At 75.7% G+C, this 13,280-nt stretch carries 13 protein-coding genes; 7 read left to right on the forward strand and 6 right to left on the reverse strand.

The features are described from left to right. Together AC1UE5_RS13600 and AC1UE5_RS13605 are read left to right on the forward strand one after the other, a co-directional pair. Positions 1-1,751: helix-turn-helix transcriptional regulator (locus tag AC1UE5_RS13600; RefSeq protein ID WP_482924253.1), on the forward strand; the 1,751-nt coding region annotated here is incomplete at its 5' end. A 54-nt stretch (positions 1,752-1,805) separates the two neighbouring features. Next, positions 1,806-2,585, forward strand: a complete 780-nt coding sequence (locus AC1UE5_RS13605) for an FAD-binding oxidoreductase (RefSeq protein WP_482924255.1) — start codon at positions 1,806-1,808, stop codon at positions 2,583-2,585. On the opposite strand, the gene AC1UE5_RS13610 is transcribed toward AC1UE5_RS13605, so the two are convergent. Further along, positions 2,582-3,625 (reverse strand): alpha/beta fold hydrolase, encoded by a 1,044-nt coding sequence (locus AC1UE5_RS13610; RefSeq protein ID WP_482924257.1) that lies wholly within the window; start codon positions 3,623-3,625, stop codon positions 2,582-2,584. The two genes, AC1UE5_RS13605 and AC1UE5_RS13610, sit on opposite strands and share 4 nt — an antisense overlap. A gap of 97 nt (positions 3,626-3,722) precedes the next feature. On the opposite strand from AC1UE5_RS13610, the gene AC1UE5_RS13615 reads away from it, so the two are divergent. From AC1UE5_RS13615 to AC1UE5_RS13625, 3 genes are all read left to right on the forward strand, one after another. Further along, positions 3,723-5,102, forward strand: coding sequence for an FAD-binding oxidoreductase (locus tag AC1UE5_RS13615; protein ID WP_482924259.1), 1,380 nt, complete (start codon positions 3,723-3,725; stop codon positions 5,100-5,102). 89 nt (positions 5,103-5,191) lie between these two features. Then, complete coding sequence (locus AC1UE5_RS13620) at positions 5,192-5,860, forward strand: response regulator transcription factor (RefSeq protein ID WP_482924261.1); 669 nt, start codon at positions 5,192-5,194, stop codon at positions 5,858-5,860. Continuing rightward, positions 5,857-7,275: a sensor histidine kinase gene (locus AC1UE5_RS13625; RefSeq protein ID WP_482924263.1), complete on the forward strand. Its 1,419-nt coding sequence runs from the start codon at positions 5,857-5,859 to the stop codon at positions 7,273-7,275. The genes AC1UE5_RS13620 and AC1UE5_RS13625 overlap by 4 nt, the downstream gene beginning before the upstream one ends. A gap of 6 nt (positions 7,276-7,281) precedes the next feature. Here AC1UE5_RS13625 and AC1UE5_RS13630 read toward each other — a convergent pair whose 3' ends face one another. After that, positions 7,282-7,743, reverse strand: coding sequence for an SPW repeat protein (locus AC1UE5_RS13630; protein ID WP_482924266.1), 462 nt, complete (start codon positions 7,741-7,743; stop codon positions 7,282-7,284). A gap of 83 nt (positions 7,744-7,826) precedes the next feature. After that, positions 7,827-8,240, reverse strand: coding sequence for a nuclear transport factor 2 family protein (locus tag AC1UE5_RS13635; RefSeq protein WP_482924268.1), 414 nt, complete (start codon positions 8,238-8,240; stop codon positions 7,827-7,829). Between the two features lie 78 nt (positions 8,241-8,318). On the opposite strand from AC1UE5_RS13635, the gene AC1UE5_RS13640 reads away from it, so the two are divergent. Then, positions 8,319-9,083, forward strand: coding sequence for a class I SAM-dependent DNA methyltransferase (locus AC1UE5_RS13640; RefSeq protein ID WP_482924270.1), 765 nt, complete (start codon positions 8,319-8,321; stop codon positions 9,081-9,083). Here AC1UE5_RS13640 and AC1UE5_RS13645 read toward each other — a convergent pair. Beyond that, complete coding sequence (locus AC1UE5_RS13645; protein ID WP_482924272.1) at positions 9,080-9,835, reverse strand: ArsR/SmtB family transcription factor; 756 nt, start codon at positions 9,833-9,835, stop codon at positions 9,080-9,082. The genes AC1UE5_RS13640 and AC1UE5_RS13645 overlap by 4 nt on opposite strands. A 358-nt stretch (positions 9,836-10,193) precedes the next feature. Here AC1UE5_RS13645 and AC1UE5_RS13650 point away from each other — a divergent pair, with 358 nt between their 5' ends. Next, positions 10,194-10,592 carry an RNA polymerase sigma factor gene (locus AC1UE5_RS13650; protein ID WP_482925040.1) on the forward strand — a complete coding sequence of 133 codons (399 nt, stop codon included), beginning with the start codon at positions 10,194-10,196 and terminating at the stop codon, positions 10,590-10,592. Between the two features lie 56 nt (positions 10,593-10,648). Here AC1UE5_RS13650 and AC1UE5_RS13655 read toward each other — a convergent pair whose 3' ends face one another. After that, positions 10,649-12,181 (reverse strand): RNA polymerase sigma factor, encoded by a 1,533-nt coding sequence (locus AC1UE5_RS13655; RefSeq protein ID WP_482924275.1) that lies wholly within the window; start codon positions 12,179-12,181, stop codon positions 10,649-10,651. Next, complete coding sequence (locus AC1UE5_RS13660) at positions 12,159-13,247, reverse strand: hypothetical protein (RefSeq protein ID WP_482924277.1); 1,089 nt, start codon at positions 13,245-13,247, stop codon at positions 12,159-12,161. The genes AC1UE5_RS13655 and AC1UE5_RS13660 overlap by 23 nt, the downstream gene beginning before the upstream one ends. Positions 13,248-13,280: the final 33 nt, after the last annotated feature.

Genomic DNA, 13,280 nt, shown 5'->3' on the forward strand with positions numbered 1-13,280 from the left:
AGGCGCTCGATGCCGATGACCTGCGCCGGCTGGGGCACTTCGCCGCCGCCGCGAGCGTCCCCGACGAGGGGGTTGCGGCTTCGTTTGTCGCGCTTGCCGGCGGCGCCCGCCGGCGCGGCGGCCACCCGTCCGCCGCCCGCGCCGAGCGCCGCGCCGCCGACCTCACGCCCGACCCCGACGTCCGCGCCCGCCGCCTGCTCGCCGCCGCCGACGACCTCGAACGGGCGGGCATCGTCGACGAGGCCCGCCGCGTCATCGACGAGGCGGCCGCGCTCGCCTGCGGGGGCGACACCGCCGCGCAGGTCCGCGGCCGGCTCGGCGCGCACCGGCTGGCGGCGGGCGACCCGCTCACCGCCCGCCGCGAGCTGCGCGCCGCGGCCGAGACGCTGCGCGCGAGCGCCCCGCCGGACGCCGCGCGCTTCCTGCTCCAGAGCGCGTGGAGCAGCATGCTCATCGGCGACCTCGACGGCTGGCGCGCGGGTGCGGCCGAGGCGCGCGAGGTGCTCGCCGACGGCAGCGACCCGCAGACCGCGCGCACCGCGATGGCCATGCACGCGTCCGCGCTGGTCGCGGCCGGGGACGTCGCGACCGCCGACCCGCTGCTGCGCGACGTCGAGGGCAAGCTGCTCGACGTCGCGCGCCGCCGCGTCCCGATCACCGGCGCCATCGAGGTCTACGGGATGATGGTGCGGACGCTGATCTGGCTGGAGCGGTGGATCACCGCCGACCGCCTGCTCGCGCTGCTCACCGAGGACGCGCGCGAGCTGGGCGCCGCCGGCTCGCTCCCCTACCTGCTCGGCGTCCGCGCGGAGCTCGATCTGCGGCTCGGGCGCTGGGACTCGTCCTCCGCCGCCGCGGACGAGTCGGTCGCGCTGGCCGATGCCGTCGGCGACGAGCACTTCCGCACCGACGGCCTCGGCGTGCGCGCGCTCGGCGCCGCGATGCGCGGGGACGCCGACGCGGCCCGTGCCGACGCCCAGGCCGCGCTGGAGGTCGGCGAGCGCGCCGCCCCGCGCCTGGCGGTCGACCCGCACCGCGCGCTCGGCCTCGTCGCGCTGGGCGACGGCCGGCCGGACGAGGCGGTCGAGCACCTGGAGGCCGCCGCGCGCATCCACGACGCCGCCGGGTTCACCGAGCCGGGCAGCCGCGCGCTGGAGGCCGACCTGATCGAGGCGCTGGTGCGCGTCGGCCGCACCGACGAGGCCGCGCGCCGGCTCGACGCGTGGGAGGAGGCCGGCGCGCGCACCGGCCGCAACCTCGCCAACGCGACCGCCGCGCGGCTCAGGCTGCTCACCGCGCCCGACGCCGAGCTCGACGCGCGCGCCGCCGTCGCGCTGGCCGCGCACGAGGCGCTGCCGATGCCGTTCGAGCGCGCCCGCACGCTGTTCGTCCAGGGCGAGCGCCTGCGCCGCGCGCGGCGCAAGACCGACGCGCGCCAGCCGCTGCGCGAGGCGCTCCAGGCGTTCGACCAGCTCCCCGCGCCCGCGTGGGCGGCCAAGGCGCGGACCGAGCTGCGCGCGACCGGCGGCATGGTCCCGCCGCGCGAGCGGCCCGGCTCCTCCGAGCTGACCGCGCACGAGCTGCAGGTCGCGCTGATGGTCGCCGAGGGCCGCACGAACCGCGAGGTCGCCGCCGCGCTCTTCCTCGCCCCGAAGACGATCGAGCACCACCTCAGCGCGATCTTCCGCAAGCTCGGCATCCGCCGCCGCACCGAGCTGGCCCACGCGCTGGCCGATACGGGCCACCGCTGAAGCTGGCCGGTTCGGGGGAAGTCGCGGGCGCGCCGAGCAGCGAAGCTCGGCACCATGGCCACCGAACCCGCACCGCCCGCCGCGCCGGCCCGCTGCCACGACACCGCCGACGTGGTCGCCGCCCTCGCCCGCGCGCGCACCGAGCACCGGCCCGCCGCGCTCGACCTCAGCCCGATGCGCGGGGTGACCGTCGACGCCGAGGCGCGCATCGCCTGGGTCCAGGCCGGTGCCCGCTGGGGCGACGTCGCGCGCGCGACGGAGCGCCATGGGCTGGCCGTGCCCGGCGGCGTCGTGTCGTTCGCGCCCGGCGGCCTGCTCGACAACCTCGTCGGGGCGGAGGTCGTCACCGCCGACGGCCGCGTCCTGCGCGCCACCGCCGGCGAGCACGCCGACTTCTTCGCGGTCGTGCGGGCGGGCGGCAGCGTGACGTCCTGGGCGGTGACCGCGCGCGCGTACCGGCTCTGCCCGGCCGAGCGCGCCGTGCTGAAGCTCAACGTCATGTACGCGATCGAGGACGCCGACGCGGTCATGCGCGGCTGGCGCGCGCTCGCCGTCCAGGCGCCGGCGGAGCTGACGGTGGAGTACGGCGTGTGGACGATCCCCCACGCGTCCGAGCTGCCGGAGGAGCTGCGCGGCCGGCCGACCGCGCTCATCGCCGGCACGTGGGACGGCCCGGTGCAGGACGGCTACGACGCGATCCGGCCCTACCGGACGCTCGCGCAGCCCGTGCTCGACCTGACCGGCCCGGGCGACGACCGCCTCGCGCGCGTCCGCGCGGTGTGCGACCCGGTCGACCTGCGCCGCGTGCGGCGCGGCGCCCCGAGCCCCTTCTAGAGCAGCTGCAGCCGCGCGGCCTCGGTGACCGCCGCCGTCCGCGTCGGCTGGCCGAGCTTGAGGCGGATGTTCGCGACGTGGCGGTGGACCGTGTGCGGGCTGAGCACGAGCGCCTCCGCGATCTGCTTGTCGCTCAGGCCGCGGGCGACCAGGCGCAGGATCTCGCGCTCGCGCAGGCTGAGCGGGTCGTCCCCGTCGCGCGGCTCGGCCGACGCCCCGGCCGCCGTGTCGCCGCCGCCGAGGAACGCCGCGACCGCGTGCAGGAGCGACGCGTGGTCGCCCTCCCACGGCAGGTGGTCGATCCCCTGGAGCGGCACGAACCGGGCGCCCCGCAGGCGCTGCGCGACCTCGATGCCGCACTCGTAGGGCACCGTGCGGTCGCCGCGCCGGTGGACCACGACCGCGGGCACGTCCAGGCCTGCGAGCTGCTCGCGCACGTTGAACTCGTAGACCAGCGCGAGCAGCTGCGCGGCGGTCTCGGGCGACGCCGCCTCACGCTGGAAGTCGGCGAACTCGCGCCGCCGGTCCGGCCCGCTCTCGGGGAGGAACAGCTCGGCCAGCATCCGCGAGCCCAGCCCCCAGTGGGCGCGGACGATCTGCACCATCGAGCGGCGCACCTCCGGCGGCGCGAGGCCGTCGCCGTGCGCGTACGTGCCGTACAACGACAGGCTCGCGACGCGTTCGGGATGCGCGTGCGCGAACGCCGACCCGATCGCCCCGCCGCACGACATGCCGAGCAGGTCGACGCGGTCGAGGTCGAGCGCGTCGAGCACCGCGCCGAGCGTGCGGACCTCCGCGTCCAGCGACCGGCGCTCGGGCGGCAGCTCCCGCTCCGACAGGCCCGTGCCGATCCGGTCGTAGCGGACGACGGTGCGGGTACGGGCGAGCGCCTCGATGAACCGGCGGAAGTGCTGGCTGCGCCAGTCGACCTCGACGTGGCTGACCCACCAGGCGGGGAGCACGAGCGGCGGGCCGCTGCCGGCGGTGGCGATCGCGACCCGCGCGCCGTCGGCGTCGCAGAAGCGGATGTGCTGATCCATGCAATCCCGACCCTAAGGGACGGGCACCCCCCTGGTGCAAGGGAACTGGGCGGACCCCCGATGCCCCGGGGCTCCGCGGCGGCGCAGGATGCGAGCCATGCTCTCTCCTGACACGATCGCGGCCGACGTCGAGGCGCTCGCCGCCCGCCTCACCGGCGACGTCTTCTCCCCCTCCTCCGCCGGCTACGACGAGGCGCGCGCTGGCTTCGTCCTGGCCACCGACCTGCGCCCCGCGCTCGTCGCGCAGCCCGAGACGGCGGCGGACGTGGTCGCGCTCGTGGACTTCGCCCGCGCCACCGGCCTGAAGGTCGTCCCGCAGGGCACCGGCCACAATGCGCACCCGCTGGGCGACCTCTCCGACGCGATCCTCGTCAAGACGAACCGGATGCGGAACGTCACGGTCGACGCGACCAACCGCGTCGCGCGCGCCGAGGCCGGCGCGTGGTGGATCGACGTCACGACCGCCGCGGCCGAGCACGGTCTCGTCGCGCTGTCGGGCTCCTCCCCCGACGTCGGGGTCGTCGGCTACACGCTGGGCGGCGGGTCGAGCTGGATGGTCCGCAAGCACGGGTTCGGCGCGAACAACGTCCACGCGATCGAGATCGTCACCGCCGACGGCGTGCTGCGCCGCATCGACGCGGACACCGACACCGACCTGTTCTGGGCCGTGCGGGGCGGCGGCGGGTCGTTCGGGGTCGTCACCGCGATCGAGCTCGACCTGTTCTCCGAGCCCGACATCTACGCCGGCTTCATGCTCTTCCCGGTCGAGCGCGCGTCCGAGGTGCTGCGGACGTGGCGCGAGCTGACGCGGACGCTGCCCGAGGAGGCGACGTCGATCGGCTCCATCCTCCACGTGCCGCCGCTGCCGGACGTCCCGGAGTTCCTCCGCGGCCGCTCGTTCGCGCGCGTCGAGCTGGTCTACACGGGCAGCGAGGCCGATGGCGCCGCGCTCGTCGCGCCGCTGCGCGCGCTCGGGCCGGAGATCGACCAGTTCGGGATGACCGACGGCATCGGCCTCAGCCGCCTGCACATGGATCCGGAGGGCGCGGTCCCGGCCGCGCTCAGCGACCACATGATCCTCGCCGACACGCTCGACGACGACGCCATCGACATGATCGTGGCGGTCGCCGGCGCGACGCCGTCGCCGCTCGTCATGTTCGAGCTGCGCCACGCCGGCGGCGCCGCGGCCCGATCGGGCGACGGCCACGGCGCACTCGACGCGGTCGCCGGCGAGTTCCTCACGTACGGCGTCGGCATGCCGGTCGTGCCGGAGCTCGAGGCCGCGATCCCCGCCGTCCTCGGCCGCATCCGCGACGCGCTCGCGCCGTACGACACGCAGCGCTCGTTCATGAACTTCACCGAGCAGGCCGTCGACACGCGGCAGATGTTCACGGCCGAGACCTACGCGCGCCTCGCCCGCATCCGCGCGCAGGTCGACCCGCAGCGCCTCTTCGTGGCCAACCACCAGGTCGGCTGAGCGACTCGCGGGGCTCGGCGGCTCCCTTCTCAGCCACCTCCCAGGAACTCTTCAGCGATCTTTAGCACCCTCACGCCAGCATGCCTGGCATGAGGGTGCTGGTCGTCGACGACGAGCCCGCCCTGCGCAGCGCCCTGGATCGCGCGCTGCGCATGGACGGCTACGAGATCTCCCTGGCCGCAGACGGCCAGGACGCGCTGGACGAGATCGCCGCCCAGCGCCCGGACGCGGTCGTCCTCGACGTCGCGATGCCCGGCATGGACGGCCTCGAGGTGTGCCGCCGCATCCGCCAGGGCGGCGACCGCACGCCGGTGCTGATGCTGACCGCGCGCGACGCGATCGACGACCGCGTGGCGGGGCTCGACGCGGGCGCGGACGACTACCTGGTCAAGCCGTTCGCGCTCAAGGAGCTGCTCGCCCGCCTGCGCGCGCTGCTGCGGCGGGCCGACGGCGGGGCGGAGGAGCTGGCGTACGGCGACCTGCGGATGCGCGTGACGTCGCACGAGGTCACGCGCGCGGGCCGGCGGATCGAGCTGACGCGCACCGAGTTCTCGCTCCTGCGGCTCTTCCTGGAGCATCCCGAGCAGGTGCTCACGCGGTCGCAGATCTTCGAGCGCGTCTGGGGCTACGACTTCGGCGCGACGTCCAACACGCTCGGCGTCTACGTCGGCTACCTGCGGCGCAAGGTCGAGGGCGACGGCGAGGCGCGCCTGCTGCACACCGTCCGCGGGGTCGGGTACATCCTCAGGCGACCGTGAGCCTGCGCCGCCGCCTGGTCCTGCTGACCGCCGGCACGGTCGGGGTGACCGTGCTGCTCGCGTCCGTGCTGTGCTGGTTCGCGATCAAGGGCCAGCTGCGTGGGGCCATCGACGACACGTTGCTCGAGCAGGGCGAGGCCGCGCAGGAGCGGATCGGGCAGCCGCGGCCGGCGGAGACGTTCGACCGGGCGCTGCGCGAGGGCGCGCTCCGGCTGCCGCCGCCGCGGCCGGGCGAAGGCGCGGGGCTCTTCCAGGTCCTCGACGCGGACGGCACGCCGAGCCGGCCGGTCGACGCCGAGCTGGCGCTCCCGGTCACCGAGGCGGATCTCGCGGTGGTGCGTGGGGACGCCACGCGCGCGCTCACCGACCGCCACGTCGACGGCGAGCACCTGCGCGTGCTGACCGTGCCGCTCGAGCGCGCGTCCAGGTCGTCGTACGGCCCGGCCGCGGTGCAGATCGCGCGGTCGCTGGAGAGCGCCGACTCGACCCTCGCGCGGCTGCGGCTCGTCCTGATCGCGCTGTGCCTGGCAGGCACCGCGTTCGCGCTGGCGGTGAGCCGGCTGGTCGCGCGGAGCGTCCTGCGGCCGGTGAGCGCGCTGACCGACGCGGCCGAGCACATCAGCGAGACCGAGGATCTCGGCCGCCGCATCGCCGCGACCGGCGACGACGAGGTCGGGCGGATGGCGCAGCGGTTCGACGCGATGCTCGACCGCCTGCAGTCCTCGCGCGACCAGCTCGCCGCGTCGGTCGCGTCGCAGCGTCAGCTCGTGGCCGACGCGTCGCACGAGCTCCGCACGCCGGTGACGTCGCTGCGCACGAACATCGAGGTGCTGATCGAGGGCGGCGTGCCCGAGGGCTCCGACGAGCGGGCGCGGCTGCTCGCCGACGTGCGCGAGCAGACCGAGGAGCTGGGCGCGCTCGTCGCGGACGTGATCGAGCTGGCCCGCGGCGACCAGCCGCTCGGCGCCGAGGCCGACGACGTGCGGCTCGATGAGATCGTGGGCGAGGCGGTCGACCGCGCCCGCCGCCACTGGCCCGCCGTCGGCTTCGACGTCGGCGTGCGGCCGGTGGTGGTGCGCGGCGCGTCGGACCGGCTGGGCCGCGCGGTCTCCAACCTGCTGGAGAACGCGGCGGGCCATTCGCCCGCCGGCGGCCGCGTCGAGGTGTCGTTGACGCGCGACGGCGTGCTGGAGGTGCGCGACCACGGCCCGGGCGTCGCCGACGCCGACAAGCCGCTCGTGTTCGACCGGTTCTACCGCGGCGAGACCGCCCGCTCGCGCCCGGGCTCCGGGCTCGGGCTGGCGATCGTCAAGCAGGCGGCCGAGGCGCACGGCGGGACGGTCGAGGTCGCCGACGCGCCGGGGGGCGGGGCGCTCTTCCGCCTCCGCCTCCCGGCCGCGGCGACGACGGCGTGAGCCGCGTCAGCGGACGTCGGTGGGAGTGCGATCGCGCGCCGTGGGCGCGACCCGCTCGCCGGTGCGCATCTCGCGCGCCGGCCCGGCGGCGTTCGCGGTCCCCCGCGGCGTCTCGCGGTGGCGCTGGGTCATCAGACCCGAGCCGATCAGGCCGAGGCCGACGACCACGTGCGGAAGCCACGCGTTCGCGCCCTCGTCGCTGAACCCGAGCACGAACGGCGAGGCCGCCAGGACGACGCCGGCGAGGACGTCCATCCCGAGGTGCGCAGGAAGCGGCAGGACGTTGGCGAGGCTCAGCTCGTAGTCGGTGATGAGGCTCTGCCCGATGATGAGCAGGCCGATGACGATCGGGACCACCGTCGCCTCGGTGATGTCGCTGAACCCGAAGATCCAGGGCGCGGCGATCAGGGCGAGGCCCACGGGGTAGTCGAGCATGCCGTGCATGCGGCTGGTGATGGGTCGGCTCATGACGACGGCATCCCCGCCGCCGACATCCGGCACCCGGCCGTGCCGGGGCCACCGTTGGTTTCGCACCGGCGAGTGACGCTCCGTCAGATCGCGTGCGACCGCGCCTGGCTGAGGTCGGAGAACGTCACCGTGTAGCGGATCGTCTGCGCCTGGATGCGTCCGTCCTCGATGAGGAACGTGTCCACGCCGTCCGCGATCTGCATCTCCTTGCCCGCGCACCGCCACTCCAGCAGCACGACGCGCTCGTCGGTCACGATCGAGGTGTACTCGTAGCCGTCCGTGTGGTGCACGGCCTCGTAGAGCAGGCGCGCGGACTCGCGGACCCCGCCGTGGCCCCGGTGGCAGCCGGTCGGGGTGAGCACGACCACGTCCTCGGCGTAGTTGCGCGCCAGGTCGCCGTCCAGGTCGCCGCGCTCGCGGCAGGCGAGGTGGTCGTCCAGCACGGCGCGGCAATCCCGCGCCACGCCGCTGCGTCCGTCCGCGCGGGTGGTGCTCATGCGCCAAGGGCTACCCACTTCGCGCGGCCCTGACAGGAGGTGCTGAAACGCGGTACGTCGCCGGCGGGTCCGCTCCGCATGGACACCTACGCCCCGCTCGCTGCCGCCTACGGCACGCTCACCGCCGCCTACGCCTACGACCGCTGGCTCGCCGTCATCGAGGCGCACGCCCACGAGGCCGGGATGAGCGGCAACCGCCTGCTCGACGTCGCCTGCGGCAGCGGCTCGAGCTTTCTGCCGCTGCTGGACCGCTACGACGTGACCGCGTGCGACCTCTCAGACGCGATGCTCGCCGAGGCCCGTGCCCGCGCGGGCGACCGCGTGACGCTCTTCCGGCACGACATGCGCACGCTGCCGGTCGTCGGGGAGTTCGACCTGATCCTGTGCCTCGACGACTCGCTCAACCACCTCCTCGAGCCGGACGGCGTGCGCGCCACGCTCGCGGGCATCGCGGCGAACCTCGCGGACGGCGGGGTCGCGGTGTTCGACGTCAACACGCTGCACACGCTGCGCACCGCCTTCAGCAGCGTCGCGGTGATGGAGAGCGAGGACCGGGACGAGCTCGTGCTGTGGCGCGGGCAGGGCCCGGCGGACCTCGCGCCGGGCGGCGTCACGAGCATCCGCATCGAGGTGCTGCGCTCACGCGGTGACGGCGGCCTCTACCGCCGCGACGCCTGCACGATCACCGAGCGCCACCACCCGGTCGAGGAGCTCACCGCGATGCTCGAAGGGGCCGGGCTCCGCCTCTTCCGCTGTCTCGGCCAGTCGCCGGGCGTGCGGATGTCGCCGGAGGTCGACGAGCTCGCGCACACCAAGGCGCTGTTCGTCGTGCGGCGGGCCTAGACGTCCTGGACGGGGCGGAGCGGGATCACCGGCGCGCTCGGGGCCTGCTTCGCACCGCGTGCGAGCAGCCGCATTCGCTCGGCGAGGTGCTCGACCCGCTCCCAGTCGATCGGGTCGTCCGTGACGATCGCGCCGTCCAGCTCGTCGAGCAGCCCGTCGGCGAGACGGCGCGGCTCATCGGCGGGCTGCGCCCGGGCGACACGCGGCTCGATCTCGGTCTGCTCGCTGGTGAAGAGCATCAGCGCCCCGGTCGCCTGGAACGTGTCGCCGGTCGGGGCCGGCTCCTCGGCGAGCTCGCCCAGCTCGTGGAACAGCCGGGCGAAGAGCTTGGTCAGATGCCGCCAGCCCGCCTCGTCGACGATGAGGTTCGTCCGGGTGAGGTGGATGTCCTCGCGGTCGAAGCCGCCGCGGTCGACCGCGGCCGTGGCGCGCGCGCCGAGGTTCGTGACCGTGAAGGCTGCCGCCGCGCGCTTGCTCGCGACGGGCAGCTCCCCCCACGCCTGGTCCCACAGCACGGGAACCATGAGCAGCTCGTAGGTGACCGTGCCGTCCGGGTGCTCCTGCTGCCCGACGTAGTTGAGCTTGCAGAGCTCGTCGAGGTGATGCTGAGCGACGGGCTCGGGGACGTCGAGCTCGCTCGCCAGGCCGATGAGCGTGCGGGGACCGTCCCCAAGCGCGGCGACGAGCCGGATGCGGATCGGGTGGGCGACCGCGCTTGCGTACTCGACCGCGATGCTCGTCAGCTCGGGCATTCCGCGCATGCTCGCTTGTCGGCAATCTCCGCGCAAGTCGTGCGAGGTCGTGAAACACAACCGGGCGCGGGCGGGTCTTCCTCTTCACACACTGCCTTGGGTCCAGGAGAGGAGGGAAGAGGGATGCACACCGTCTACACGCCGGTCTACACGCCGTAGTCCCATCACGCGGGCCCGGACACCTCGCACGAAACGTCCGGGCCCGCACCGTGCTTCGCAAATTGCGGCTTTCCATGCCTGCCACGACGCACCACGGCTTGCGCCCAAACTTCCCCAAACGTGACCATTCCTAGATGGATCTACGACGCCGTCATGGCACGAGGCACACCAGATCTGCCTCATCGAGACGCGCCGGCTGCTGGGCCGGGGCATGGATGCGGAGGACGCCGCCCAGGAGGCCCTGCTGCGGGCCTGGCGCTTCCTCCCCTCCGAGGGGTTCGGCGAGCGGGGCTGGCGCCCCTGGCTCGTCACCATCGCGCGCCGGGAGGCGCTCCGCCAGCGCGAGCGGCGCGACCGGACGCCGACGATCGACCCGGAGGACGTCGGCGCCGCGGCGGTCCCGGCGCCGCCGCCTGACCCGACCACGCGGCTCGCGCTGCGCGAGCTGAGCCCCGACGACCGGGTCGTGATGTACCTGCGCTACGTCGAGGACCTCGCCTACAGCGACATCGCCGCCCGGCTGGCGACGACGCCGGGCGCGGTGCGGCTGCGCGCGCACCGGGCGCGCGGGCGGCTGCGCGAGCGGCTCGAGGTGTAGCCGCCGCCGGGCCGGGGCCGCGCCGGAGGAGCGCGGCCCCGGTCCCCGGCCGCGGTTCAGGCCGTCGGCTCGTCGGGGACGGTCGGCGTCGGGGTGGTCGGCGCCGGTTCGGGCTCCGGCGCCGGCTCCGGCTCGGCGGTGGTGGGAGCCGTCGGCGCGGGCGTGGTCGTCGTCGTGGTCTGCGACGGCGTCGGCGTCGGCGTGGGAGCCGGCGTCGCCGCGGGCTCCGCCGGCGCCGCCTGCTCCTCGCCCGGCGGGCACCACGGGCGGCGGGTCCGCGCGCCGTCCGCGGGGTGGCCGTAGACATGGCGGTCGCCGCGCCCGGTCGGCGGCGTCCAACCGTCGTCGGTCTCGGCGAGCACCGCGTCCCCGTCCGCGTCGTCGCGCCACGCGTCGGCGTCCTCGTCGTCGCCGTCGTGCCAGCCGGCGGCGTCGTCCTCGTCCGCGCGGTCGCGGTCGCGGCTGCTCGCGGGCGTGTCCGGTGACGACCCGCTGCCGTCGCCGCCCGGGTCGGCGTCCTCGCGCGCGTCCGTCGCCGCCGCGCGCCGCGTCGTCGCCCGCACCGTCTCCGCGCCGGCTGCCACCGAGGCCGCCGCACCGGCCGTCTCCGTAGCGCCTGCCGCAGTCGCCGCCGGTGCCTCCGCCGCAGCGCGGCCTGCCCGGCCGGGCTCGTCGTCCGCATCCACCGCCGCGCGCTGCTCGGCCGGCGAGCGCCGCTCCTCGCGCGGCCGGTCGACGACCACCTGCTCCACCGACCCGGCCGCCGCGACCGTCGCGAGCGCCGCCGCCGCGGCCTTGGCGAACGAGGTCCCGCCGACGGCCGCCGCGCCGCCCGCGCCCGCCCCGGCGCCGGCACCCGCGCCCAGCACGGTCTGCAGCACCGCCGCGGCGGTCAACGGCGACGCCGGCAGGAGCAGCGCGAGCCGCCCCGAGCGCCGCCGGATCTCGCGCGCGAACGTCCGGCAGTCGTCGCACCCGCGCAGGTGCATGCGCACGCCGCGCCGCGACGAGCCGTCCGACAGCGTCCGCTGCACCGCGACGCACGTCAGGTCCCGCGCCGCCCGCTGCTCGTGCAGCGCGCTGCGCGCCGCGAACACGGCCTGCCGCGCCGCCAGCGGCGTCGTGTCGAGCGCCACCGCGATCTCGCCGTACTCCAGCCCCGACAGCTCCCGCAGCACGAGCGCCGAGCGCTGGTGCGTCGTCAGCGCCTGCAGGTCGGCCACGAGCGCGCCGAGCGCCTCCCGCTCGGCGACCGCGTCCGCCACGTCGCGCACGGCGACGTCGTCGTCCTGCAGCGCGACCGCGGCCACCGACCCGCGCCGGCGCAGCAGCGACACCGCCTCGTTGTGCGCGATGCGGAACAGCCACGGCCGCACCGGCCCGCTGCACCCACCCCGCCGCAGCGCGAGCAGCGCCTTCAACGCCGCGCTCTGCAGGGCGTCGAGCGCGTCGTGCTCGTTCCCCGTGATCGAGCGGCAGTACCGCAGCAGCGCCGGGTGGTGCCGGTGGTAGAGGACGGTGAACGCCCGGTCGTCCCCGGCGGCCGCCTGCCGCGCGAGGCGGTCGTCAGCCCGCGTACGTGACAGCAAGGCGATAGCTCCCGCTCCCGGACCGGCGCTTGACGGTCACCGTCACCTTCTCCGCGTCGTCGACGCACGCAGCGCCGTAGGTCAGCCGGTCCTGGGCGCCGCGCGTCGACGTCGCGCCCTGCTGCTTGCCGTTGCTCCGCACCACGAGGTCGAAGTCCGCCCCGCGGGGCCCGCTGAGCCGGAACGCGAGGGCCCCGTCGAGCCGCAGCGTCACGGTGTGCGAGCGGCTCGTCCGCGCCCCGTTCAGCTGCCCCCTGAACGTCCGCTTGCGCGGGGTCGTCCACGGCGTCGCGACGTCCTTGCGCGCCGCGACCTCGGACAGCGCGGTCGGCATGAGCAGGCGGGTGAAGCTCCACGCGACGCTCGGGTACTTGAGCTGCGCGTACTGCTCGGCCCACGCCTCGCCCGGGTTCGCCGTGTACGCCTCGCCCTCGTCGCCCGGCGCGAGCCGCCCGTCGAGCGTGTACGTGCAGACGTTGGTCTGCGACGCCCACTGCTTGGGCCCGAAGTCGAGCGCCGAGAACGGCGCGTTGGAGCGGTGGTTGGCGACGTGGTGCCCGTACTCGTGCGCGACGACGTACGAGGTCGTCACGCCCTGCGCGTTCTCCGGCAGCTCGTCGCCGGGGACGACCATCAGGTCCTGCGTCGGCAGGTAGCAGGCGAGCACGCCGCTGTCGCTCGCCGCCCCGCAGTTCGCCGCGACCTCGGCCGACGGGACGATCCGCATCGTCAGCTCGCCGAGCTCCCCGCCGTGGGCGAGCCCGCCGACGAAGTCGACGTACGTCTGCGCGACCGCGTCGTCGGCGACGTACGCGTCGGAGAGCTGGACGCCGACGGTGTGCCCGTCGCTCGTCTTGTACGCGCGTGCGGTGTCGCTCGCCGCGGCCGCGCGGGCATTCAGCGCGCGGGACGGCTGGTCGACGACCGCGTCCTCGAACGTCGCCCCCGCCGCGGGGGCCTCGTCGACGAGCGGCAGGGCGGAGCGGGAGGCGGCGGACGCGGGGGCAGGGACGACCACCGCGAGCGCGGCGACGGCGCCGGCGGCGAGAAGGGCGGAGCGTGGCATCACCTTCCACCACGTTCCGCAGGCCGCCGGCGT

The organism is Parviterribacter multiflagellatus (genome assembly GCF_056863265.1).